This is a genomic window from Sulfitobacter guttiformis (genome assembly GCF_003610455.1).
Lineage (GTDB): Bacteria > Pseudomonadota > Alphaproteobacteria > Rhodobacterales > Rhodobacteraceae > Sulfitobacter > Sulfitobacter guttiformis.
Genome location: NZ_RAQK01000001.1, coordinates 1157185 through 1179000, shown reverse-complemented (window position 1 = coordinate 1179000; position 21816 = coordinate 1157185). Strand labels below are relative to the sequence as shown.

The window sequence follows — 21816 nt, the reverse complement described above, 5'->3', positions numbered from 1 at the left end:
ATCGCGTTATATAGAGCGGACACAACCCAGATGAAACTTTCCCTACCGCAGGAGCAGCAATGCACCTAGATCCGATAACAATGGCTGACAGTGACGATGGCGACGACACCGAACTGCTGACCAAAGTGAAGCCAAAGACCAAGCGGCCACCGATGTATAAGGTGATGCTGCTGAACGATGACTTCACGCCCATGGAATTCGTAGTGCATGTTTTGGAACGGTTTTTTGGCCTCAATCATGCGCAGGCCTTCGAAATAATGCTGACGGTCCACAAGAAGGGGCTGGCCGTGGTCGGTGTGTTCAGTCACGAGATCGCGGAGACGAAAGTGGCGCAAGTCATGGATTTTGCGCGCCGCCACCAGCATCCGCTGCAATGCACAATGGAAAAAGAAGAATAACTGATGCTCGATTCGCGACTGCCGCTGGCACTGAACGGTGGCGGTCTGGAATGGCCTGCCGATGGTGACATTGCCGTTTTTGCCCCCTCCATGGATGTTGATCTGGAGGGCATACCCAAAGACCGTGCCGAGATCATCCAAGATTTCTATCCTGCCTATGCCGCGTGGAGCGCGCGGGACTACAAGTCTTCAGTTTCAGCCGGAAAACGGTACGCGGCGGCAATCGTGTGCCTACCCCGTGCCAAGGTTGAAGCGCGCGCGATGATCGCACAGGCTTGCGCGCTGAGCGAGGGTGTCGTGGTGATCGACGGTCAAAAGACGGACGGCGTCGAGGGCATTCTCAAGGCAATGAAGGCGCGTGTGACCGTCCACGGCCCTGTAACAAAAGCGCATGGAAAGCTGTTCTGGATTGAATCCGCGGCTGCGGACAATTTTGCGGATTGGGCTGCCGGACCGGAGCTGACCGAGGGTGGTTTCTGGACTGCACCGGGTGTCTTTTCTGCTGACGGTGTGGATCTGGCTTCTGCCCTGCTTGCCGATGCACTGCCTGAAAAGATGGGTAAACACGTCTGTGATCTGGGTGCGGGCTGGGGTTTTCTATCCGCGCATGTCTTGCAGCGCCAAGGTGTCGAGGCGGTTCATTTGGTTGAGGCGAACCATACCGCGCTTGAGTGCGCGCGCCGCAATGTAACCGACCCGAGGGCCCAGTTTCACTGGGTCGATGGGACGACATGGGCGCCCGCGCACAAGATTGACACCATCGTTATGAACCCGCCCTTCCACGTGGGTCGCGCCGCGGAGCCACAGATTGGGCAGGCATTTGTTGCAGCGGCGGCGCGCTTGTTAACGCCGCAAGGGCACCTGTGGATGGTGGCAAACCGGCATCTGCCCTATGAGGCAGAGCTGAAAACGCGCTTCATTCAGGTTGATGAAATTGGAAGCGACGCGCGGTTCAAGCTTTTTCATGCGTCACGCCCGCTGCGCAAACGGCGCTAACAGATTTTAAGGACACAGTATGTCATTTTCCATCTCCGGCAAAACGGCGATCGTAACGGGGGCTGCCAATGGTATAGGCCTCGCGATTGCCCGTGACTTTGCCGACAAAGGCGCCAACGTAATGTGCGCGGATATGGACGAGAAGAAGCTGAAAGAAGAACTGGGCGAGACACGCGACGAGGGCAATATACGCTTTTTCGCCGGCGATCTACGCCAGCGCCTGACGATCGCCAATCTGGTGTCGGCCACAATAGACGCTTTTGAGCAGGTGGACATTCTGGTGAATGCATCGCGGCAGGTGATGCCGACCAATGCGCTTGATGTCGAAGATAACTCTGTCGATATGCTACTGGAACAAAACCTTATGACCGCCCTGCGCCTGACCCAGCAGGTAGCAAAGCGTATGATGAAACAGGGTGAGAATCAGTCAGAGGGTCAGGTTGGCTCTATTATCAATCTCAGCTCAACGGCGGCGCATCACTCGCATCCTGATTTGATGGGCTACTCCATCGCCTCCGCCGCACTGGACCAGATGACGCGCTCAATGGCACTGTCGCTTGCGCCGCACCGTATCCGTGTTAATGCAGTTGCTTTCGGGTCGGTGATGTCTGCATCCCTGAAGGCATCTGTTGCCGAAAACCGCGAGTGGCGCGATGATATTCGTAGCCATACGCCTCTGGGTCGGATCGCTTCACCCAGCGAGCTGGTGCAGGCTGTTCAATTTCTTGCCGCAGACAGCTCCAGCTTTATGACGGGCGAGGTCATGGTCATTGATGGTGGCCGCTCTCTGCTGGATGCAGTGAGTGTGCCTGCGCATTAGTCTGCATGATGTTGCTCTGTTCAGCTTGAAATAAATATGCTGTAAGAGTGTCAGATAATTCTGACAGAAAGCCATGCTATGACTGCACCATTCGAGATCGAAAAAGGCCGCGCTGCGGCGTGGTTCCGCACGTTGCGCGATGATATTGTTTCATCTTTTGAACATCTTGAAGACACCCATGCCGAAGGCCCAATGGCTGAAATGGCCGCAGGCCGTTTCGATGTGAGCGAGACAACCCGCACCTCCGATGATGGCTCTGATGCGGGTGGCGGGTTGATGAGTGTTATGCGTGGTGGCCGGTTGTTCGAAAAGGTTGGTGTAAACATTTCGACCGTTTATGGTACTTTGGGGGAGCGCGCACAAAAAGCGATGGCGGCGCGGGGTGTCCCTGGTATGGCACATGATCCACGCTTCTGGGCCTCTGGGATCTCTCTTGTGGCACATATGCAAAACCCACATGCGCCGGCTGTTCATATGAACACACGGATGTTCTGGACCCCCGGTGCGTGGTGGTTCGGCGGGGGCTCCGACCTTAACCCTTGCATTGAATATCCCGATGACACGGCGCATTTCCACGCGACGCAACAGTCACACCTCGATTCACATGGCACCGAGATTTATCCAAAACTCAAAGAATGGGCGGACGAATATTTCTATATTCCGCACCGCAACCGTGCGCGGGGTGTCGGCGGCATATTTATGGATGATCGCAACACCGGTGATTGGGAGGCTGACTTTGCCCTGACACAGGACATTGGTCGTGCTTTCCTGCCAGCTTATGTTCCTTTGGTGGAAAAGCGTAAATCCCAAGTCTGGTCAGAGGCTGATAAGGACGTGCAACTGATCCACCGCGGCCTGTATGCCGAGTACAATCTGGTCTATGACCGTGGTACAAAATTCGGTCTTGAGACCGGCCACGATGCCAATGCAGTGCTGATGAGCCTGCCGCCCCTAGCGAAGTGGGTGTAACTCGCGCCCTGTATGTTGTTTCTGGCTTGACGCTGGCGGGTGGCTATCATAGTTCACCCGCACGGCGTTATAGCTCAGTTGGTTAGAGCGATCGACTCATAATCGATAGGTCCCTGGTTCAAGTCCAGGTAACGCCACCACTTATACCTCCCATCATAACGAAAATACTGCTTTTCATGTGGATGATTGAGCGTAGGCAACATATTTTTTTGCGGTGCAAAATTATTTTGGTGAACGGATTTTCTGCACTATATTCGGGATTATGAGTAATTCCGAAGTGCCACAAAATACCGATGATCCCCGTCACGCACTGATCAGCCGTGTTGCGCGGCGCGTGCGCGAGGTCCGCAAACAAAAGGGTATGCCGCGACGTGTTGTTTCAGAACTATCGGGGGTTTCTCCGCGTTATCTGGCGCAGCTTGAGGCGGGGGAGGGGAATATATCGATCGCCCTTCTTGAAAGGGTTGCCCGCGCCCTCGGCATGCCGATGGAGGTGCTAATTGCGCGTAATATTTGCGTCGATCCGGAGGCCCAGCGCATCGCCCAACTCTTTGAAAAAGCGCCGGACGATATTCGGGCTGCGATCAAGGATTTGCTGCAGGTGGATAAATCAGCGAGCCTGCGGGCAGGGCGTATTTGTCTGATGGGATTACGCGGTGCGGGCAAAACGACTCTTGGTCGAAACGTGGCCAAAGCTTTTGACCTGCCCTTCATCGAGCTAAGCAGCATGGTCGAGGACGACACTGGTATACCGCTCGCAGAGGTGTTGTCGCTTTATGGTCCCGAAGGATTCCGCCGTCTGGAGGCAGAAGCGCTGGAGCGGGTGATCAAGAGAACAGGGCCGTTCATTTTGTCTGTATCTGGCGGTCTGGTCGAGCAAGAGGCGCCATTTGCGCGGCTTCTGTCGCGATGCTATACGATCTGGCTCCAGACCTCACCAGCAGAGCATGTGGCGCGTGTGCGGCCGCAAGGCGCGATGCAGCTGGCCGGAGATGATGAGCAGCAGGCAGTTGCGAAGATTAAATCACTGGTCGACATGCGTACCCCACTTTATGAACGGGCTCATGCACAGCTCGATACCACTCGGACATCCGCGCAGAAATCGGTCCGTGATCTGGTTTCACTTATCACGCAGATGAAGTTTCTGACACACTAGCTTCCGGCGTGCGCTAAGCATCAGGTAGGGTACTTTCATATCAATCGAGTTTTTGTCTCAAGAAAAAGGGCCGCGTAGCAATGCGGCCCCTTCTTAATTATTGTTAGAATTTAAAGTCAGCTCCATGCCATCCGTGCAGGATGGTATTCATAGCTGATGTGATGCTCTGCACCCGTCAGGCCGTCCTTGGTATGGTTATAGAGCGAGCGCCAGTATGGTTGGATTGTCACGCCTTCATCCTGAATCATTTTCTGGCCCTTCGCCATCAGTTCCCGGCGCTTTTCGACGTCCGGGGTTGCCAATGCTTGGGTCAGGATCGCGTCAAATTCTGCGTTGGACCAGCCAAACTCGTTCCATGCCTCGTTCGAGCGATATGCGAGAGCCCAGATTTGCACGCCGAGAGGACGCGGGTTCCAGTTGGTGGAAGAGAAGGAATACTTCGTCCAGTCGTTCCAGAACGTCGAGCCGGGAAGAATCGTCCGCTTCACCTTGATACCTGCATCGCGCAACTGGGCTGCGACAGCGTCAGTCGTGTCTTTGCGCCATGCATCGTCGATTGAAAACAGCTCATGTTCGAAATCGATCATTCCTGCTTCTTCCATCAGCGCCTTGGCTCCGGCGGGATCTGCAGCGCGCGGCGGCAATTCTGCATAATCGGGGTGCATCGGACCAACGTGATGGTTCTCTGCGGTCACACCCTTACCGGCATAGCCAAGCTCGAGCAGGATTGAGTTATCTACAGCCATAGAGAGTGCTTTGCGCACACGGACGTCTTCATAGGGACGCTTTCCATCAATCTCTGCCAGCTGGTTGGGGCGAATGACGATCGTGGAAGCGGTCGCAATCGAATGCTCGTTCCAGCCATCAAGGCTGGACAGAATATCGATGAAATCACCTTCCATGGAGTAGAATGCATCTACCTCTTCGGCTTCTGCGGCCGCGATCCACGCAGAAGGGTCGGTACCATAATCAATATATTCCAAACGGTCGATGTAGGGCCCGCCGTAGACTTCGGTGCCCCACCACGTGTGGTCGGGGTTTTTCACCAATACACCTTTGACGCCCACTTCGAGGGATTCGGGAAGGTAAGCACCAGTACCGATGGGGTTTTCAACCATTTCGTCGGCATTGAACGTGCTGTGCACAATCGCCGCCGGATAGTCGGCCATGCCTGCGATCAGCGTGATGTCTGCTGCGGGCAGGTTCAACTTGATGGTGTGGCTGTCGACAACTTCAACGATGCCATCGGCAAGCTTCTCGGTATCGGCGTCAATCAGGGTCGCAAAGCGGCCCGCCATCGAGTTCCCCTCGACGGACTTATCACACCAGCCTTCGATGTTGCGCACGACGTCCTCGGCGGTGAAATCATCGCCGTTGTTCCATTTAACACCCTTGCGGACGTTCAATGTGTACACGGTTGCATCATCACTGATTTCCCAGCTTTCCAGCAAGGCGGGGGTGAATGAGCCGTCATTCTCCCAGATGGCGAGATATTCTAGCCAGCCACGAGAGAAGTTGGCGATCTGGGACCAATCATACGTGCGCGGATCTTTCAGGGCGCGGACTTCCATCTGCATTCTGACGGTACCGCCGGCTTTCTTTTCGCTGTGCGCATCAGCCATCGCGGGCGCAGGCATTCCGATCATGGCATATGCGGTGGCAGTAGTTGCCCCGAATGCAGTCGCCATCGCAAAAAATTCGCGGCGGTTTACGGGATCGGCTTTTGCGTATTCGGCATGGTCTAGGATGGTCTGTGGGAGCGGTTTGCCAGTGCGTGTGGTGAATGTCATATTCTTCCTCTCTATTTTACCAGCGGCTTCAGCGTTTATTGCAGTGCCGCATATGACCCGGTCTGGCGGGCTTGGTGATCGCAGGTTTCCCCCGCTTTTGGTGCCAACACGCCCGCGAAGAGATGCGGGGCTGGCACGATAGAGGGATGATCATTGTATATGACCCGTGCGTCAACCCTAACGGGGGAATAGGATACGGCCCTGTATTCCTGAAGGAATCCCCTGAACCGGCGATGTGGGCCCCGAGGGTCGTCTGACCTGTGGCACAATCGCTCTCTCACATTGTGCGGTTTTTTACAGCGGGAATGCTATCTGTGAGGCAGCAGGGCATGATCGGTTGGTAATTCTGCACAGGCAAAATTGCGGTGATCTTGGTCAGCATCGAACTCACGCTGATCTTGGCAGGGCGCAACACGCGCATCTGGCCAGAGGTCTCTTGCTTGCCTTGATTGACGTAACGATAACTTAAAAATCAGCATCCACACCGGGGAGTTTGAGCGATTTTACCAGATCACGCAGTTCCTGACGGGCCGCTATATTCGAGATATTAAGCTGTTTGATCCCTATATCCTTCAGGTCCAGCAGGGTCAGGCCACGCGGAAAAAGCTCGCGAAAAATCACCCGCTCGTTAAAGCCGGGTGCCACCCGAAAACCGATGCGCTTGCTCAAATTTTGGATAGCGCGCTCCATTTTGTCTTTGTTGACCATCCGCTGGGCGCCCATCCGGTTGCGCACCACGATCCAGTCAATCGCGGGCAGGCCTGCCTTTGAGCGGAGCTGCCGCGCGTTCCAAACCATTTCGGAATAAACGGAGGGGCCGGTTATCTTGTCACCGCTGGCGTCGGTATGGGCCAGCAAATCAAAATCGATAAAACTGTCATTAAGAGGCGTGATCAGCGTATCGGCAAGCGAATGGGCCACTTGACTGAGGCGGGTATGTGATCCTGGACAGTCGATGAGAATAAAGTCGTTGCTTGGCTCAAGTTCGGCCACAGCGGCGGACAGTCTTTGGTCGTATACGTTTTCGCCGGGCTTCAGATCGTCTGCATCAACCTCGGGGAGATCATGGCAATGGGGGCTTGGAAGGTCGAGGCCGGAGTCCTTCAAAAAGGACTGTCGGTTTTCACAGTAGCGCCCGAACGTGCGCTGCCGCAAGTCGAGGTCAAGCGCACTCACCTTGTGGCCCATCCGTGCAAGTGCGGTTGCGACATGCATGGAGACCGTCGATTTGCCTGCGCCGCCTTTTTCGTTACCAACGACAATGATGTGCGCCATGCTGGGAGCCCTTTTTACGATGCCTGCAAATGCGCAGGAAATTGCTCTTGCGACTATATTTAGGGTTTTGCTCTTTGGAAAGCGTTGAACGCCCCACAGCGCATGCAATGGGGCGCAGAGATCACTCACACGCCAATGAATATATCGGCCAACCAGATCCATAGGGGGATTGTGAAGATCGCGACAGGTGTCCCAAGGCCGGTCGAGGTTCCGACATAGGCAGATGCGTTTGCCTCCGGCAATGCACCGCGAAGGGTGGGCGGGCCCGAGATGTCAGAGCTGGAGGCTGCCATCACCGCCAGCAGTACAACCCCGCCTGCAGAAAAACCTGTAATCTGATGTGCCACCATCCCCAGACCAAAACCAATCAAACCGTGAGCCAGCGGTGCAGTCAGGCCGTAAAGAACGTAGGCGTGCGCGACCTTCCGCAGTTCTGATAGGCGCGCCCATGCCTCCATCCCCATCACCAGCATTAGAATTGACAGCAGACCCCTGAATAGCGGCTCGTAAAAGCTGTCGTATACGCTTTCGGGCCGGCCGAGTACGCCAATCGCAATTCCAAGCAGTAGTGCCGAAATGGCCGCGCTTTGAACTGTGTCCGTAAGGATCGTGCCTACCAGTCCATGGGGGGCGGGTGCTTTGTCGCTGGGCCGGGCAAGTTTGGGCAGGCCGGACGCAAGGCCGTCCATTGTCATCGTCGCCACGCCGTTGTTCGTTACTATCGTCCCTTCCATGCGCGCTGCTGACATTTTTGCTAAAACGATTGCCGTCACGAGTGCCGCGATGTCCATAAAGGGATAGAGCGCGCCGATGAAGCCCTCATAGGCGATGCCAGCCGTGTCGAGCATGGCCATCGCTGCGGCAAGGGTCGAGGCCGAGACTGCACCGAAGAGCCCCGCTGTGGCGTAGCCGTCCACCTTCGAGACACCCTTCCACCGCGCAAGTGTATTGCTTCCGAGTAAAACAATCACGATGCCTGAAAGGGTCGCAAACAGGGCGGGAACGGCTAATGCCACCAGATCGGCCTCACGGATTGAAATACCCGCACCCAGACCGACTTTCAGCAGCAAAAGCATTACGACAAATTTATAGACTGGCTGTGGTACCTCAAGTTTGCTGCCGAGGGCTGCCAGCAACATGCCCCCCAAAAGGAAAGCCAGCGTAGGTTTTTGTAGCTGGCTAATGAGTGCTGCCACCGTGTCAAAAAGAATTTCCATGTTAAGCCCCTATTTTGTGTTTCTGCACGGTCGATATGCCGAGGCGTATCGAGGAATAAAAATATATCTTTTGGGCGTAAACGTTCTATAAAAATGAACGAACGGAGTCTTATGTGCTTAACTATCATCATCTGCGATATTTTCAGGCGGTCGCTCATGAGGGGAACCTCACGCGGGCGGCGCAGCGCCTCAACCTTTCTCAGTCGGCGCTGTCCACACAGATCAAGGCGCTGGAGGCCCGGCTGGGCCAAGACCTGTTTGACCGTGTCGGGCGGCAGTTGGTCTTGACGGAGGTGGGGCGCATCACGCTGGACCACGCCGACCGCATTTTTGCCACCGGAGCCGAACTTGAGGCGACGCTGGCGCAGACGTCGACCAACCTTCCGCCGTTCCGCATTGGCGCGCTCTCTACGCTGTCGCGGAACTTCCAGATGCAGTTTCTACGACCTGTTCTCGCGCGGGGCGGGTGCGAGGTAATCCTGCGCTCTGGCGGGGTGGAACTGCTCGACACTCTGCGCACGCTGGGCCTTGATGTTGTTCTGACGACCGAACCACCGCCAAGCGCGCAAGCAGCAAGTTTCACTACGCACCGCATCGCGGCACAAAGTGTTGGACTACACGCTGCGGCGCATCGGTTGCAGCACAAGACCCTCACAGAGCTTGTGACGCATGAGCCATTGATCCTGCCAACAGGGGCAATCCGGACACTGTTCGACGGCCTTCTTGCCCGCCTTGGCGTTACACCGAATATCGTAGCGGAAGCGGATGATATGGCGATGGTGCGCCTTCTTGCGCGCGAAGATGCAGGCGTGGCACTGGCTCCCGACGTTGTTCTGGCGGATGAGATCGCAACAGGCAAGCTTGTTACTGCCCCCTTTGATCTCGAGCTGACCGAGACATTTTATGCCATCACCGCCCCACGCAATTTTCCGCATCCGCTTTTGGCGAAGTTGTTGGGGTAGGGCATGCGTTATCCGTCGCGCCCCGGCTCGTCCGTATTGCTGGAGAATAATGCGATCTTGTTGCCCTGCGGGTCGCGCAGATAACCCACATAAAAGTGTGATCCATATGAGGGGCGAAATCCGGGTCGACCTTCGTCAGAACCACCTGCTGCAAGGGCTGCGGCGTGTAGCACCCGAACCTGGTTTTGACTGCCCGCCTCGAATGCGGTCATGGCACCGTTTCCGGCTGATGCAGCGCGCCCGTCAAAAGTTGGTTTGACATGGAAATCCGGCAGCACAGGCAACTGGCCCGATTCAATAGGCAGGGCAAAGCTCAAGCCCTCGGAAGTCTCTTTAAGCATGTAGCCAAGAGCGGGGAGGAACGCAGTATAAAATTGCTTCGCTTTCGCGATGTTATCGGCACCGACGGTTACATAAGCGATCATTCTGTGTGACCCCCTTTCTGCAAGCTTGACCCGAGATGTGCGGCCATTCAACGCAAAAGGCGCACCACCTTGCAGGGATGCGCCTTTCAATCTGTCCGCGGTGAAATGGCTTAGAAGCCAAGACCAGCGTATTTGTTCTTGAACTTGGACACGCGACCACCGGTGTCGAGCAAGCGGCCGGAGCTGCCTGTCCAAGCAGGGTGAACGGTTGGGTCGATATCAAGGGACAGCTGATCGCCCTCTTTGCCCCATGTCGATTTCATTTCCAGGATCGTACCGTCGGTCATTTTGACGTTGATCATGTGATACTCGGGATGTGTATCTGCTTTCATCTCGCTTACCCCTTCGGTGCTTTATAGTGGCTGTTTTCGATGATCCGTGCGGACTTACCGCGACGTGTGCGCAGGTAATACAGCTTGGCGCGACGCACGCGACCACGGCGAACCACGGTGATGCTGTCGATGTTGGTGGAGTGCAGCGGGAATACGCGCTCAACACCTTCGCCGAATGAGATTTTGCGGACTGTGAATGCGCCGGCGATGCCTTTGCCGTGCTTGCGGGAAATGCAAACACCTTCATAGTTCTGTACGCGGGTACGTGTGCCTTCGGTTACGCGAAAGCCTACGCGGATTGTATCACCAGCGCGGAAATCAGGGATCTCCTTGGCGAGTTCGGCGATGTGTTCCGCCTCGATTTGTGCGATCAGGTTCATCTGATGCTCCTATGATGCTCGTGGTATGCCACGAAGTTTTTACAGTGATCCCAGAGCTTCGGTCTGTTCTGTCGGGTCTGCGCACAGCCCACCGGAGGTAGCATCGTCTTTGCTTGGTCGTTGCTGGGATAGAACAGCAGTCCGGAATCGCTTTGCGGTCCAGACTTGGGTGCTATAGGCGTGATTGGCACTGCGATCAAGCACTCAGTACAGCTTCATTCCCATCAAAACGATCTCGGAGTACATGTGGTCGATCTCGGCCGGCAGCATTCGGTTGCCTTTGTAAAAGCGGGGGACTTCGATGGTTTCCACCGTGCCCGGACGGGCGCCTGTGGCAAGGCGGCTGTCAACGCTGAACACCGCGCCTGTCTGCGGTAGAACGGTATTGGCAATCGCATCGCCGTGGCGGGCCAGAAGGTCTGGCTGGCCCACATAAACAACCTCATGAGTGATATACTCATCAACCTTCTGTTTAACTGACAGGACGAGTGTGCAGAGGCCATCCGGTGTCTCGACAGTAACGTACCCAAGCCCGAGTCCCGTATGATCCTTCAATACTTGTGCATCAACTGAACGTAGGTTTGCGTCCTTCAAGGGATCGAATGTGTGTGGCAGGGCATCCAAACCGCTGTGTCGCCAGACAAAGCGCTGTGCGTCCAGCACCCTGAATCCTATGCGGTCCACCAGGGGCAGTGCAGCCTTGGCGCTCGTAAGGTTTGTCGAGGTCACCGCTGGGTCACCCATCGCGGTGTGCATCAGTGTCTCGCCCAGCCCCATCCCGCGATGGGATTTGAGCACATACCACGAGGTCAGGTTGCGATATCGCTGCGGTCCGCGGGGGGTGTGGCGCAGGCTGTCGTTCATGCCCATGACGCCAACCAATTTATCGCCGTCCCTCGCGGTTACGGCAAATTCGCCCTGCGGCCCGCCCCAGCGGTTGGCCAGCAGGCGGGTCCAGCCCTCTGCGCCCCATTTTGCACGGGGAAAGGCGGCGTGCATGAACGCCTCAACCTCGTCGCGTTGCGCGGGCGTTGCAAATGTGACCTCGACCATATCTCAGGCTTCCTTTTGCATTTGTGGCATCGTGAACCACATCCCGCGTGTGCGCGCAAACAGTGTATCGGTGAAATCCCAGATCGCTTCATGGGTTTGTAAGTGGTGCGTGACATAGCCGATGGGCCGCAGCGGATCACCGGAACGCCGCTCGCGTAGATGCTCTAGCAGCATCGCCAGCATCTTGTCCTCCCCCCTAAATACGCGGTCGTATTTCCAGCGGATGGGATCGAGGTGAGCATCGATTTGGGTCAAACCTGCGATCTGCGCATCATCGCCGCGCCCTTCATAGGCGGAAAGAAAACGGTAGCCCCAATCGGGCAACTGGCGCCGTGTCGCATCGCCGATCCTGTTCCATGGGGGGACGAATCCTCGCAAAAGCCGTGGCATATTCGCGGCCTCAAGTATGTCCCAACCACGCCTGATGTCAGCTTCCTGCAAAGGCAGCGCACGGGTGTCACCCACTTCGGAGGCAGGGGTTCCCCTTGGCTCGTGATTAATGTGTGACAGGCCATGTTGCAAAACATAGGTATGGTCCGCATCGCGCAATCGCGGGGCCAGCGCGGGGGTCAGTCCGTCAGGGATTACGGACAGATGCACAGGCACTTCGTAGCTGTCGGACAGGTGTATTAGCTGTTCCAGATCTGGTGTCACACCCTGCGCATCATCATCGCGCCACCACAGGCGCGGGGTCAAGCCACTTGCGGTCCATAACGACAGCTCGGCTTCGAGGTCGGACCAGCTACTCACTTTTGGAGGCGATGTGTGCTGCCCAAAGGTCTGGCCGCCGCTCCTGTGTTAGCCTGTGAGACATCTCGCGGCGCCATTTTTCAATTTCCGCGTGGTTGCCCGAAATCAGAACGGGAGGGATTTCACGGCCATTCCACTCGGCTGGTTTGGTATATTGTGGGTGCTCCAGCAGACCTGCGGAATGGCTTTCCTCCACGGTGCTTTGAGCATTGCCGAGCACGCCAGGCAAAAGGCGCACTGTGGCGTCGATCATGGACTGTGCAGCCAACTCGCCTCCAGTCATTACAAAATCACCTAGCGAAACCTCGGTGATGCCGTAGTGTTCGATCACCCGCTCGTCGACGCCCTCGAACCTGCCGCACAGCATCGTTACTCCGGCGCAAGTGGCCAGATCACGCGCCATCGCCTGATCAAAACGCCGCCCGCGCGGGGACATGTACAGGATAGGCCAGCGGCCCCGTGCACGTTCCTGAACTGCCTCGATCGCTGGGCCAACCACATCTGCGCGCAGGACCATCCCCGCGCCGCCCCCCGCCGGGGTATCATCGACATTGCGGTGTTTGGTCAGGCCGTATTCGCGCAAATCATGCGTCTTGAGTTGCCATTGGCCTTCTTTCAGCGCTCGTCCCGTTAGACTGGCTCCCAACACACCGGGAAATGCCTCCGGGAACAGGGTAAGGATATGGGCCTGCCATACGTCGATATAATCTGGCGTGTCCTGCATCAGCTCGCGTGGTTTGAGCGCCTGCATCACGCGCTGTTTCCCGTGGGAGCGGTTGGGCTGGGTCATGTGTCAGATCCTTTTGCCAAAAGCGCGGCTTTTGCGGCGTTGCGTGCGCCTTTGTCCTTATGCGTCCGGTTGATGTTCAACAAGGCCGCAAGGACGTTCTCATCGGGACGTATGTTCTGGGCCGGTTGCGGCAGAAGTTTAATGCGCAGCTCCGGCGGAATATCGCACAGATCAAGCAGCGGGTCAGCGGGACCCAGTGGCAGGTCTGCGCAGTCCTCCAGGGCGTAGCTGTGGACCGGGGCTGGCACGCGGCGGCGTACCTCACTTACAATCGCCGCCAGATCAGGTGCGACGGTATAGCGCGCCGCATATTGTGCAAAATCGAGTGTCATCCCGGACGATTTCACATGTTCGGCCCAAGCAGAATGTTGCCACGCATCAGGGTCGCGGATGGCAAAGCAAAAAGCTACCGGCGTGTTTGGAAATGCCGCCTGAGCCCGCTCCCAATACTGGTAGGCCAGAACAGGTGCCGCGTTATATTGTGCGAGATCGCCGCGCCCAGGCATATGGCCCGAGAGTTCTTCGGCGCTCAGCAGCAGGGCGCGGCGTGGCATGCCCGGCAGATCGGCCAGCAAGGCATCGAAACGACGCGTGACCTTGTCGAGGGCGTCATCCGTGCCGTAGGTCGAGTACCCGCGTGTGGCACTCATCAGCTCCTGCATTTGCCCTTTAAGGCGCACGGCCAGTACGGGCAAAAGAGCCTTTCGATTGGCACGCAGAAACGCCTGAACTGTGGATGTGCCTGTTTTATGAAATCCTGCGTGAATGACGATTTTGCGCGGCATCAGGTGGCCTCTTCGATCAGCTTTCGCTTGGCTTTGCGCAGGGCGACGTTCTCCAGATCGGAGCGGTTAAGGCGCAGCAACTCGGCCGACAGATGAGCGGGCAATGCGGCGTTGCGCGCGACGGCAGGTGCAAAGCCTGCGCGCCGCTCGGCTGTAATCTCCAGATGATCCAGCAGCGCCTCGATTACGCCAAGCGGGCGGCTGGCATGATCCTCTAAAGCGGCCTCCCGAACGGCATGTTCGGGCACTTCGCGGCGGATCAGATCAATGATTTTGGCATGTTCGGCTGATGTCTTTAGCCGCTTGAGGTAATCCGCCTCGTCCCAAATCATACGGGCCGTGCGCAGATGTTGTGCATAACAGCTGCGCAGCCAAGGTTCTGCGCTGCGCGTGGTAAAGAAAAACGTCAACTCGGTGTCCGGATTGGCCGCCTTGAAACCCACGGACAAGGCCCGCATCAGGTGGGGTGCCGCGCCGTAGCCATGTAGGCCGTGGCCCCCTGGCATGTGACCGCTGAGATCCTCAGAACTGATGACTATTGTCGTTGCCTGCTCGTCCTCGAGCGCCTCGGCCAGTATCGCGGCCTCGTATTTAACCAACCCCAGATCATAGTCCTCGCGCGACCGGCTGTAGGCGCGCGCGCATTCGCACAGGGCCTTCATCCCAGGGCGCAGGACCAACCGGATCTCGGGGCGCAACGCTTGACGATTGGTGCGCAGGGTTTGTTGCAGGCTGGTCGTTCCTGTTTTGTGAAATCCGGCGTGAAATATAATACGCCGCATCCTTAGTCCTGGGGTCCGGTTGCTGTCTCCGGCTTTGGCGTGGGCAAAATCCCCTCGGGTGGGTCCGCAACCATGCGGCGGGTCGCCATATCAACCGTGGGCACAGCGGACTTTGTAAAGGGAAGGAATGTGGTGGTCGAAGTGCCCGTTAATTGAAGTTCCAGCAAATCGTCCGCGCCGTGGTTCTGAACGGTCTTGACGCGGCCCAGTAGTGCGCCGCCCGTGTCATACACTTCCAGCCCGATCAGATCCGCGTGATAATACTCGTCGTCGGGCAGCGAAGGGAGCTGTTCACGGCGGGCATAGAGTTTAGTGCCGCGTAGAGCGTCCGCGTCCTCTTTGGTCGAAATTTCGGGCAGACGTGCCGCAAAGCCATTCTTGATCGGGCGCAAAATGGCCAGCATGAATTCGCGATCGCCACGCTCGTCGGTAAGCGGGCTATAGCTTTCAATATCTTCCGGTACGGCGCAAAAGCTCTTGATCCGCAACTCGCCTGTAACGCCGTAGGAGCCGGAAATCGTGCCGACGCAGATATGGGTATCGCTCATTGGAGTAACTCCGAATTGACGCAAATTGTGCCGGTCCACTGGCCTTCTCCTGCACTGCATTCGGCCCGCATCAACATCCCGTTAAGGTGAAAGCCGAGCACCGCCCCAATGCACAGGGTGGCGACAAATTTAAGTAGTCCAAACATCAGCGGTCCTCGATGTGCAGGGCGGCGGCGCGGGCCTCCCAGCCTTTTGTTTCAAGCTCTGGTGTCAAGGATACATCGCGTGGCCAGCCAAGGCAAAGGTAAGCAACAAGGGACCAGTCGGGTGGTGTATCAAGATCACGGCACAGCAGATCGGGGTCTAGCACAGAGACCCAGCCGATGCCGAGGCCCAAAGTGCGGGCGTGCAACCACATCAGCGTGACAGCGCCCACAACCGAGTAGCGGCGCATTTCCGGCATGGAAGAAGCGCCGAGGCCGGAGCCTTTTGCAGTTCCGTCATCGCAAAAAATAGCAATATGTACAGGAGCTTCACGCATGCCAGATAATTTTAGCGAAGCATAAAGCGAGGCTTTGTCGCCGTCATAGCCTTCGAGGGCCTTCGCATTAGCGGTCTGGAAGTTTTTAAGCGCTGAAGCGCGCGCAACGTCGGAGCGGACACGGATTACGCGCCACGGCTCGGAAAGACCTACAGAGGGTGCGAGAGAGAGGGTGGCGAGGCACTCCTGAACAAGTGCCTCGTCCACCGGATCGGTGCGAAACTGCCGCACATCGCGGCGCCAGCGCATCAGGTCGGTCAGCCCGGCACGGAACTCATCCGAAAACGTGTCCATGCCGGATTTCCCTAATTTACTCTGCAGCTGTCTCTTCTGCGGGCGTTTCCTCGGCTGGTGCGTTCGCGGCTTCTGCTGCGGCTGCTGCCTTGGCGGCCTTTTCCTCGACGCGGGCGGTTGCCTTCTTGCCGGGGGTGCCTTTTGTCGGGTTGTTGCGCTCTGTCTTGGGGCGAACACCTGCGGCTTCCAGCATACGCTGAACTCGCTCGGTTGGCTGTGCGCCCTGACCCAGCCAGTGCTCGATGCGCTCGACGTTCATAACAACGCGATCTTCGCTGTCTTTGGCCAGCAGGGGTGCATATGTGCCCAGCTTTTCGATATAGCGGCCATCACGTGGCATGCGGCTGTCAGCTGCAACGATACGGTAGAACGGGCGTTTCTTGGAACCACCGCGGGCGAGGCGAATTTTCATTGACATAGTATTGTTTTCCTTAGGTTTTATCTGCGTGATATTTGTGATGCTGAATGACTTCAGCGATGATGAAGTTGAGAAACTTCTTGGCGAATTCAGGATCCAGATCGGCCTGTTTCGCCAAATCTTCGAGCCGCTCGATCTGCGCCTTTTCACGCGCGGGATCTGAGGGGGGAAGGTCGTGGCTGGCTTTGAGTTTCCCCACAGCCTGCGTATGCTTAAACCTCTCGCCCAATGTATAGACGAGGATTGCATCGAGACGGTCAATGCTTGCACGGTGCTCTTTTAGAACCTGCGCAGCGAGTGTGACAGGATCGGTCATATGAACCTCCTAAAAGCGCAGATCCCGCAAAGACAGTCGTGCCGGGTATTCAGTAGCATGATCATAGGCCCAACTCATCCACTGTAGCACCCTCGAACAGGGGTTTGGTAAAGGAGCGGTCGAACCGGCGGATGCATTTTGTGCGTTTCGCGTGCTCGTATGCCCGCAGGCATTCAGGGTCGTCCCACATTCGGGTCCGGTAGTCTTCGTATTCTGCGAGGGATGCAAAGGAAAAGTGGCAATAGGCGATGTCATTGGGCCCTTCATGCGGCATGTGGTAGCCGTGATGGGTACCGCCAAGCTTTCGCACCAGCGTAAGCCAGGCCTTCGCGTAAATCTCGAACTCTGCCAGTTTGTCAGGGTCGATTTCATATCGGACAGTGCAGCTGATCATTTCTTTTTTCCGAAACCGGAAAGGCCTGAAGGCAGGCCCATGCCACCCATGCCGGGTAGTTTGCCGCCCATCTGCTTGGCTGCAGCTTCCAATGCTTTCGGGTCCATGCCTTGCGCCATTGCGGCGGGGTCCATCCCGCCCTTGCCACCCATCATCTGCTTCATCGCAGCTTTCATCATGCCGCCTTTGCCTTTGCCCATTTTCTTCATCATGTCTGACATCTGGCGCTGCATTTTCATCAGCTTGTTCACGTCAGAGACCTCCATACCTGCGCCCTTGGCGATCCGCTTTTTCCGGCTCGCCTGAAGAAGCGCGGGGTTGGCGCGCTCTTTCTTGGTCATGGAATTGATTAGTGCGATCTGCTGCTTGAGGATCTTGTCGTCCAGACCTGCATCGCTGATCTGTTTGGCCATTTTGCCCATGCCTGGCATCATGCCCATCATGCCTTGCATGCCACCCATCTTGAGCATCTGTTCGAGCTGCATTTTGAGGTCGTTCATGTTGAACATCCCCTTAGCCATGCGCTTCATCATCCGCTCGGCTTGTTCGGCTTCGATGGTCTCCTGTGCCTTTTCAACAAGGGCGACGATGTCACCCATGCCAAGGATGCGGCCTGCAACGCGCTCTGGCTCAAAGGTTTCCAGGGCGTCCATCTTCTCGCCAAGGCCGACAAATTTAATAGGCTTGCCTGTTACGGCGCGCATCGACAGGGCGGCACCGCCGCGGCCGTCACCGTCCATGCGGGTTAGGACCACGCCGGAAATTCCAATGCGCGTATTGAAGTTCTCGGCGGTCTGCACGGCGTCTTGACCGGTGAGGCCATCGACGACCAGTAGGGTTTCGCGGGGTGAGACGATATCTCGGACCTGCTCGACCTGTGCCATCAGCTCTTCGTCAATACTCAGACGACCGGCAGTGTCGAGCATGTAGACGTCATAACCACCAAGTGACGCTTGGGTCTTGGTGCGCTTGGCGATCTGGACGGGCGTTTCGCCTTTGACGATTGGCAGGGTATCAACGCCGATCTGCATGCCAAGAATCGCCAGTTGCTCCATCGCGGCGGGGCGGTTAACGTCAAGTGATGCCATCAAAACGCGCTTGCCGTCCCGATCCTTAAGGCGTTTTGCCAATTTGGCGGTGGTGGTGGTCTTGCCCGAGCCTTGCAGGCCAACCATCAGGATGGGGGCTGGCGCATTGTCGATCTTGAGCGCGCCCGGCTCACCCTCGCCCTTCAGGACGTCGATAAGCGCGTCATGCACGATCTTTACGACTTGCTGGCCCGGGGTAATGGATTTGGTGACGGCCTGACCAGTGGCTTTTTCTTGCACTGCATTTACGAAATCGCGCGCCACCGGCAGCGATACATCCGCCTCCAGCAGTGCTACGCGAACTTCGCGCAGGGCGGTTTTTACGTCCTCGTCAGACAGCGCGCCCTGTTTGGTGAGGCGGTCAAAGACGCCTGACAGGCGTTCGCTGAGGTTCTCGAACATGGACGGAAGCCCTTTCTTTCGGTTGCGGTTGGTCCTTATATCGGAACGCCCGCTAAAATGCACAAATACTCCAGTGGGCGTAATACGCTGACTGGAGGCGATCCTGAACAACAGTCAGGACCGGAAGGCTTCGCTTCCGGAGATTGCAGCTGCTTTACGTGTGTGGCGCGCTTGAGTCAACCATACAGTAGAAGAGGCTGTTGCCTCTTGTATTTTCGAACACAGACAGGAAGGTTGGGCGTTAAAGGTTCGTATATGCACAGGGCGGGCGATGGACAATTGGGACGAGATCAAAACCGCTTTTCAGGTGGCGCGCATCGGAACGGTGAGCGGGGCGGCAGAAAAGCTGGGTGTGCATCATGCGACCGTAATCCGCCACATTGATGCACTGGAGGCGCGGCTGGGCATCAAGCTGTTCCAGCGCCACGCACGGGGATACACACCGACCGAAGCCGGCGAGGACCTGCTGCGCGTGGCGCAGGCAACCGAGGACCAGTTCAGCCAGCTGGTCAGCAGGATAAAAGGGGGCGGCACAGGGGTATCGGGAGATCTGGTCGTGACGTCGCTGGTCGAGCTGGTGCCGCGTATGGCGCCGGTGCTGGTGGCGTTTCAGGAGGCTTATCCGGCAGTGATCGTGCGCTATCTTACGGGCGAGCGCTTGTTTCGGCTTGAATATGGAGAAGCACATGTTGCCATTCGGGCAGGGCGTGCGCCGGATCAGCCTGATAACGTAGTGCAGCCATTGATGGATCAGCAGATCGGGCTTTATGCAGCTCAGTCGTATGTTGCGGCGCACGGCACTCCCGGACTTACAGGGGATTTTGATAACCACCGTTTTGTGGCGCATGAGGATGTTGATAGTGGTGCGCCCTATTATAGGTGGCTGGCTGATAATGTTCCGCGCGAAAATGTCGTGTTCCGCAGCAATGACCCGAACGCATTGAAATTGGCTGTCTATGCCGGGGCAGGGATCGGGTTTCTCACGCCATCTGACGCGGCGCAGCGCGAAGATCTGGTAGAAATGGCCCCCCCGCGGCCGGAGTGGGCTTCGCAGGTGTGGCTGGTGACGCATGTCGACTTGCACCGTACACCAAAAGTGCAGGCGCTTGTGCGATTTTTGAAATCACGGATCAGGGACGTTGACACGTGACGGAGCAATGACGCCGCAGGCGCAGGGGCATCTGGCGATGTTATTATTCTCTGCCCTCGTGGCAGGCTCCTTTTCGCTTGGGGGTATGGTCGCGAACGATATTACGCCGCTGGCGCTTAATGCTGTGCGTTTTGTTATTGCAGCGATTGTTCTGGGGATTGTTGCGATGGTAACGACCGGGATTCCGCGTAGCGCTTTGGCTGCACCGTGGCGATATCTGGTGCTGGGCGGCTTGTTCATTATCTATTTTGTGCTGATGTTCGAGGGGCTCAAGACTTCGGCGCCGGTAAGCTCGGCGGCGGTTTTTACGCTTGTGCCTGCAATGGCAGGGATCTTTGGCTGGTTTTTGCTGCGCCAGCGGATGACGCCGCGCATTGCGATGGCGCTGTGCTTCGGGGGACTGGGCGCGCTGTGGGTCATTTTTCGCGCTGATCTGGCTGCTGTGCTGGCTTTCGACGTGGGGCGCGGCGAGGTGATATTTTTCTTCGGCTGCATAGCTCACGCGATATACACACCGCTGGTGCGCGTCCTGAACCGTGGAGAAAGTGCGCTTGTATTCGCCTTTGGTACGTTAGTGGCGGGGGCAATTTTGCTGATGGTGCTGGGCGCGCGGGACATTGTCGCGACAAATTGGTTGAATTTACGTCCGCTTGTTTGGTTAACCATATTATACGTAGCGATTTGTGCCAGCTCCATTACCTTCGTTCTGGTGCAATTTGCGACCATGCGCCTGCCCTCCGCAAAGGTGATGGCCTATACATATCTGGTGCCGGTATGGGTTATCTGCTGGGAGGTGGGTCTAGGCAACGGCCTTCCCCCAATTGGCATCGTTGCGGGGGTTGTCCTGACAGTGTTGGCGCTTCTGCTCCTGCTGAGGGACGAGGATGGACCGCCGGTACAAGTCAAAGCGCAATAATAATTTTAGCTTGAGGGAACCCCAGAGGGCGGTGCGACGTTGTGTCATCAAAGAAGGCAAGCTGCACAGTGTTCCTTAACGCTCAACTCCGTTTTGGTTCGTGTTTCCTGTCTGCTTAATCACAAAGGCGCATTAGCGTCATCATAAGAACTAAGGAATATAAAATGCGTGGCATCATCTATTTGGTCGGACTTGTTGTAATTGTTTTGGCGATCGTTCAGTTCGTTTTGTAAGACAATACAGCTATAAATTTTTAAGACGTAACTATTTTCATGTTACGAAAAGGGGGCCGCTGGCTCCCTTTTTGCTGTTAGGGGGGGGGCAATCACTCGGGCGGGTGGTGCTGGCCAAACTCGGATTCTAGAAACCGCTCGAACGCGTCGAGGTTGACCGGCTCGAACTGCCCAAAGCCCTGCATCCAGACCGATGCGGCACGCAGCGCGTCCGGCTCGAGCTTGCACCATTTTACACGTCCGCGTTTCTCTTGGGTTATAAGGCCTGCAGCAGTTAGAACGACAAGATGTTTTGAGATTGCTGCCAACGACATATCAAACGGCTCTGCCACATCGGTTACGGCCATATCATCCTCCAACAACATTGCGAGAATGGTGCGGCGGGTAGGATCGGCCAGTGCAGCAAACGTTGTATCGAGGGTTTGAGCCATGGCCGTTCATAGCGCGCCTCGCAGGCGCGGGGAAGGCGGCACAAGCAAAAGATCAACTAATTGGTTGAATAACAAATGCTCTCGGATTCCGCCGCAATGCCGCAAATTTACCTGTGACATTAGAGCTCGCCGATAGAAAAATATATGTAATACAATACCTTATGTAATATTCTGTTGTCGTTGACTCGGACTGCTGCCCGCAGTACCAATCCGCCAAGACATCCAAGCGGGAGCCTGCATGTGAACGACCAAGATCGAAAAGCGG

General features: G+C 56.6%; 27 protein-coding genes and 1 tRNA gene. 9 read left to right on the top strand and 19 right to left on the bottom strand.

All coding sequences use genetic code 11. The annotated features are described in order from the left end of the window. Positions 1–59: 59 nt before the first annotated feature. The 6 genes from clpS (at position 60) to C8N30_RS05840 (ending at position 4339) form a co-directional block, all read left to right on the top strand. Positions 60–398: an ATP-dependent Clp protease adapter ClpS gene (clpS, locus tag C8N30_RS05865; RefSeq protein WP_025063573.1), complete on the top strand. Its 339-nt coding sequence runs from the start codon at positions 60–62 to the stop codon at positions 396–398. Positions 399–401: 3 nt separating this feature from the next. Next, positions 402–1394 carry a class I SAM-dependent methyltransferase gene (locus tag C8N30_RS05860; RefSeq protein ID WP_025063572.1) on the top strand — a complete coding sequence of 331 codons (993 nt, stop codon included), beginning with the start codon at positions 402–404 and terminating at the stop codon, positions 1392–1394. A 19-nt stretch (positions 1395–1413) separates the two neighbouring features. Next, complete coding sequence (locus C8N30_RS05855; RefSeq protein WP_025063571.1) at positions 1414–2214, top strand: SDR family NAD(P)-dependent oxidoreductase; 801 nt, start codon at positions 1414–1416, stop codon at positions 2212–2214. 78 nt (positions 2215–2292) lie between these two features. Then, a complete protein-coding gene (gene hemF, locus C8N30_RS05850) occupies positions 2293–3183 on the top strand; it encodes an oxygen-dependent coproporphyrinogen oxidase (protein ID WP_025063570.1) in 891 nt (296 codons plus the stop codon). Positions 3184–3246: 63 nt separating this feature from the next. After that, a tRNA-Ile gene (locus C8N30_RS05845) sits at positions 3247–3323 on the top strand. A gap of 122 nt (positions 3324–3445) precedes the next feature. Further along, a complete protein-coding gene (locus C8N30_RS05840; protein WP_025063569.1) occupies positions 3446–4339 on the top strand; it encodes a shikimate kinase in 894 nt (297 codons plus the stop codon). Positions 4340–4455: 116 nt separating this feature from the next. Here the strand turns inward: C8N30_RS05840 and C8N30_RS05835 are convergent, their stop codons facing one another. The 3 genes from C8N30_RS05835 to C8N30_RS05825 all read right to left on the bottom strand — a co-directional run bounded on the left by C8N30_RS05835 (position 4456) and on the right by C8N30_RS05825 (position 8621). Next, a complete protein-coding gene (locus tag C8N30_RS05835) occupies positions 4456–6129 on the bottom strand; it encodes an ABC transporter substrate-binding protein (RefSeq protein ID WP_025063568.1) in 1674 nt (557 codons plus the stop codon). Positions 6130–6594: 465 nt separating this feature from the next. After that, the gene (locus C8N30_RS05830) at positions 6595–7404 is read right to left on the bottom strand and encodes a division plane positioning ATPase MipZ (protein WP_025063567.1); all 810 of its coding nucleotides are present in this window, start codon (positions 7402–7404) and stop codon (positions 6595–6597) included. Between the two features lie 125 nt (positions 7405–7529). Then, positions 7530–8621 carry a sodium-dependent bicarbonate transport family permease gene (locus tag C8N30_RS05825; RefSeq protein ID WP_025063566.1) on the bottom strand — a complete coding sequence of 364 codons (1092 nt, stop codon included), beginning with the start codon at positions 8619–8621 and terminating at the stop codon, positions 7530–7532. 113 nt (positions 8622–8734) lie between these two features. On the opposite strand from C8N30_RS05825, the gene C8N30_RS05820 reads away from it, so the two are divergent. Beyond that, a complete protein-coding gene (locus C8N30_RS05820; protein ID WP_025063565.1) occupies positions 8735–9583 on the top strand; it encodes a LysR family transcriptional regulator in 849 nt (282 codons plus the stop codon). Between the two features lie 8 nt (positions 9584–9591). Here the strand turns inward: C8N30_RS05820 and C8N30_RS05815 are convergent, their stop codons facing one another. From C8N30_RS05815 to ffh, 15 genes are all read right to left on the bottom strand, one after another. Beyond that, the gene (locus tag C8N30_RS05815) at positions 9592–10008 is read right to left on the bottom strand and encodes a VOC family protein (protein WP_025063564.1); all 417 of its coding nucleotides are present in this window, start codon (positions 10006–10008) and stop codon (positions 9592–9594) included. A 110-nt stretch (positions 10009–10118) separates the two neighbouring features. Beyond that, positions 10119–10340: a 50S ribosomal protein L31 gene (gene rpmE, locus C8N30_RS05810; RefSeq protein WP_025063563.1), complete on the bottom strand. Its 222-nt coding sequence runs from the start codon at positions 10338–10340 to the stop codon at positions 10119–10121. A 5-nt stretch (positions 10341–10345) separates the two neighbouring features. After that, positions 10346–10720, bottom strand: a complete 375-nt coding sequence (rplS, locus tag C8N30_RS05805; RefSeq protein WP_025063562.1) for a 50S ribosomal protein L19 — start codon at positions 10718–10720, stop codon at positions 10346–10348. Between the two features lie 204 nt (positions 10721–10924). After that, a complete protein-coding gene (locus C8N30_RS05800; protein WP_025063561.1) occupies positions 10925–11773 on the bottom strand; it encodes a GNAT family N-acetyltransferase in 849 nt (282 codons plus the stop codon). A 3-nt stretch (positions 11774–11776) separates the two neighbouring features. Continuing rightward, complete coding sequence (locus tag C8N30_RS05795) at positions 11777–12523, bottom strand: polysaccharide deacetylase family protein (RefSeq protein WP_025063560.1); 747 nt, start codon at positions 12521–12523, stop codon at positions 11777–11779. After that, positions 12516–13313, bottom strand: coding sequence for a tRNA (guanosine(37)-N1)-methyltransferase TrmD (gene trmD / locus C8N30_RS05790; RefSeq protein ID WP_025063559.1), 798 nt, complete (start codon positions 13311–13313; stop codon positions 12516–12518). Before trmD ends, C8N30_RS05795 begins: the two co-directional genes overlap by 8 nt. Then, complete coding sequence (locus tag C8N30_RS05785; RefSeq protein WP_025063558.1) at positions 13310–14098, bottom strand: sulfotransferase family protein; 789 nt, start codon at positions 14096–14098, stop codon at positions 13310–13312. The genes trmD and C8N30_RS05785 overlap by 4 nt, the downstream gene beginning before the upstream one ends. Then, entirely contained in the window at positions 14098–14880 is a 783-nt protein-coding gene (locus C8N30_RS05780; protein WP_025063557.1) for a sulfotransferase family protein, read from the bottom strand. The genes C8N30_RS05785 and C8N30_RS05780 overlap by 1 nt, the downstream gene beginning before the upstream one ends. Before the next feature lie 2 nt (positions 14881–14882). Continuing rightward, on the bottom strand, positions 14883–15428 hold the full coding sequence (rimM, locus tag C8N30_RS05775) for a ribosome maturation factor RimM (RefSeq protein WP_025063556.1): 546 nt from the start codon (positions 15426–15428) through the stop codon (positions 14883–14885). Beyond that, the gene (locus tag C8N30_RS19275) at positions 15425–15574 is read right to left on the bottom strand and encodes a hypothetical protein (protein ID WP_170151160.1); all 150 of its coding nucleotides are present in this window, start codon (positions 15572–15574) and stop codon (positions 15425–15427) included. The genes rimM and C8N30_RS19275 overlap by 4 nt, the downstream gene beginning before the upstream one ends. Beyond that, on the bottom strand, positions 15574–16203 hold the full coding sequence (bluB, locus tag C8N30_RS05770; RefSeq protein ID WP_025063555.1) for a 5,6-dimethylbenzimidazole synthase: 630 nt from the start codon (positions 16201–16203) through the stop codon (positions 15574–15576). The genes C8N30_RS19275 and bluB overlap by 1 nt, the downstream gene beginning before the upstream one ends. 16 nt (positions 16204–16219) lie before the next feature. Next, entirely contained in the window at positions 16220–16621 is a 402-nt protein-coding gene (gene rpsP, locus C8N30_RS05765) for a 30S ribosomal protein S16 (protein WP_025063554.1), read from the bottom strand. Positions 16622–16634: 13 nt separating this feature from the next. Then, positions 16635–16937 (bottom strand): chorismate mutase, encoded by a 303-nt coding sequence (locus tag C8N30_RS05760; RefSeq protein ID WP_025063553.1) that lies wholly within the window; start codon positions 16935–16937, stop codon positions 16635–16637. Between the two features lie 61 nt (positions 16938–16998). Next, a complete protein-coding gene (locus C8N30_RS05755; protein WP_025063552.1) occupies positions 16999–17331 on the bottom strand; it encodes an NIPSNAP family protein in 333 nt (110 codons plus the stop codon). Continuing rightward, positions 17328–18821 (bottom strand): signal recognition particle protein, encoded by a 1494-nt coding sequence (gene ffh / locus C8N30_RS05750; RefSeq protein ID WP_025063551.1) that lies wholly within the window; start codon positions 18819–18821, stop codon positions 17328–17330. The genes C8N30_RS05755 and ffh overlap by 4 nt, the downstream gene beginning before the upstream one ends. 271 nt (positions 18822–19092) lie before the next feature. Between ffh and C8N30_RS05745 the strand changes: the two genes are divergently transcribed. Beyond that, positions 19093–19971 carry a LysR family transcriptional regulator gene (locus C8N30_RS05745; protein WP_025063550.1) on the top strand — a complete coding sequence of 293 codons (879 nt, stop codon included), beginning with the start codon at positions 19093–19095 and terminating at the stop codon, positions 19969–19971. Between the two features lie 7 nt (positions 19972–19978). Next, positions 19979–20887: a DMT family transporter gene (locus C8N30_RS05740; protein WP_025063549.1), complete on the top strand. Its 909-nt coding sequence runs from the start codon at positions 19979–19981 to the stop codon at positions 20885–20887. 325 nt (positions 20888–21212) lie between these two features. Here C8N30_RS05740 and C8N30_RS05735 read toward each other — a convergent pair whose 3' ends face one another. Beyond that, positions 21213–21551, bottom strand: a complete 339-nt coding sequence (locus tag C8N30_RS05735) for an ArsR/SmtB family transcription factor (protein WP_025063548.1) — start codon at positions 21549–21551, stop codon at positions 21213–21215. Between the last annotated feature and the right edge of the window lie 265 nt (positions 21552–21816).

Bases quoted from the DNA above. Each gene is read 5' to 3' on its own strand.
- clpS (WP_025063573.1), top strand. From the start codon at position 60: ATGCACCTAGATCCGATAACAATGGCTGACAGTGACGATGGCGACGAC.
- C8N30_RS05860 (WP_025063572.1), top strand. From the start codon at position 402: ATGCTCGATTCGCGACTGCCGCTGGCACTGAACGGTGGCGGTCTGGAA.
- C8N30_RS05855 (WP_025063571.1), top strand. From the start codon at position 1,414: ATGTCATTTTCCATCTCCGGCAAAACGGCGATCGTAACGGGGGCTGCC.
- hemF (WP_025063570.1), top strand. From the start codon at position 2,293: ATGACTGCACCATTCGAGATCGAAAAAGGCCGCGCTGCGGCGTGGTTC.
- C8N30_RS05840 (WP_025063569.1), top strand. From the start codon at position 3,446: ATGAGTAATTCCGAAGTGCCACAAAATACCGATGATCCCCGTCACGCA.
- C8N30_RS05835 (WP_025063568.1), bottom strand. From the start codon at position 6,129: ATGACATTCACCACACGCACTGGCAAACCGCTCCCACAGACCATCCTA.
- C8N30_RS05830 (WP_025063567.1), bottom strand. From the start codon at position 7,404: ATGGCGCACATCATTGTCGTTGGTAACGAAAAAGGCGGCGCAGGCAAA.
- C8N30_RS05825 (WP_025063566.1), bottom strand. From the start codon at position 8,621: ATGGAAATTCTTTTTGACACGGTGGCAGCACTCATTAGCCAGCTACAA.
- C8N30_RS05815 (WP_025063564.1), bottom strand. From the start codon at position 10,008: ATGATCGCTTATGTAACCGTCGGTGCCGATAACATCGCGAAAGCGAAG.
- rpmE (WP_025063563.1), bottom strand. From the start codon at position 10,340: ATGAAAGCAGATACACATCCCGAGTATCACATGATCAACGTCAAAATG.
- rplS (WP_025063562.1), bottom strand. From the start codon at position 10,720: ATGAACCTGATCGCACAAATCGAGGCGGAACACATCGCCGAACTCGCC.
- C8N30_RS05800 (WP_025063561.1), bottom strand. From the start codon at position 11,773: ATGGTCGAGGTCACATTTGCAACGCCCGCGCAACGCGACGAGGTTGAG.
- trmD (WP_025063559.1), bottom strand. From the start codon at position 13,313: ATGACCCAGCCCAACCGCTCCCACGGGAAACAGCGCGTGATGCAGGCG.
- C8N30_RS05785 (WP_025063558.1), bottom strand. From the start codon at position 14,098: ATGCCGCGCAAAATCGTCATTCACGCAGGATTTCATAAAACAGGCACA.
- C8N30_RS05780 (WP_025063557.1), bottom strand. From the start codon at position 14,880: ATGCGGCGTATTATATTTCACGCCGGATTTCACAAAACAGGAACGACC.
- rimM (WP_025063556.1), bottom strand. From the start codon at position 15,428: ATGAGCGATACCCATATCTGCGTCGGCACGATTTCCGGCTCCTACGGC.
- C8N30_RS19275 (WP_170151160.1), bottom strand. From the start codon at position 15,574: ATGTTTGGACTACTTAAATTTGTCGCCACCCTGTGCATTGGGGCGGTG.
- bluB (WP_025063555.1), bottom strand. From the start codon at position 16,203: ATGGACACGTTTTCGGATGAGTTCCGTGCCGGGCTGACCGACCTGATG.
- rpsP (WP_025063554.1), bottom strand. From the start codon at position 16,621: ATGTCAATGAAAATTCGCCTCGCCCGCGGTGGTTCCAAGAAACGCCCG.
- C8N30_RS05760 (WP_025063553.1), bottom strand. From the start codon at position 16,937: ATGACCGATCCTGTCACACTCGCTGCGCAGGTTCTAAAAGAGCACCGT.
- C8N30_RS05755 (WP_025063552.1), bottom strand. From the start codon at position 17,331: ATGATCAGCTGCACTGTCCGATATGAAATCGACCCTGACAAACTGGCA.
- ffh (WP_025063551.1), bottom strand. From the start codon at position 18,821: ATGTTCGAGAACCTCAGCGAACGCCTGTCAGGCGTCTTTGACCGCCTC.
- C8N30_RS05745 (WP_025063550.1), top strand. From the start codon at position 19,093: ATGGACAATTGGGACGAGATCAAAACCGCTTTTCAGGTGGCGCGCATC.
- C8N30_RS05740 (WP_025063549.1), top strand. From the start codon at position 19,979: ATGACGCCGCAGGCGCAGGGGCATCTGGCGATGTTATTATTCTCTGCC.
- C8N30_RS05735 (WP_025063548.1), bottom strand. From the start codon at position 21,551: ATGGCTCAAACCCTCGATACAACGTTTGCTGCACTGGCCGATCCTACC.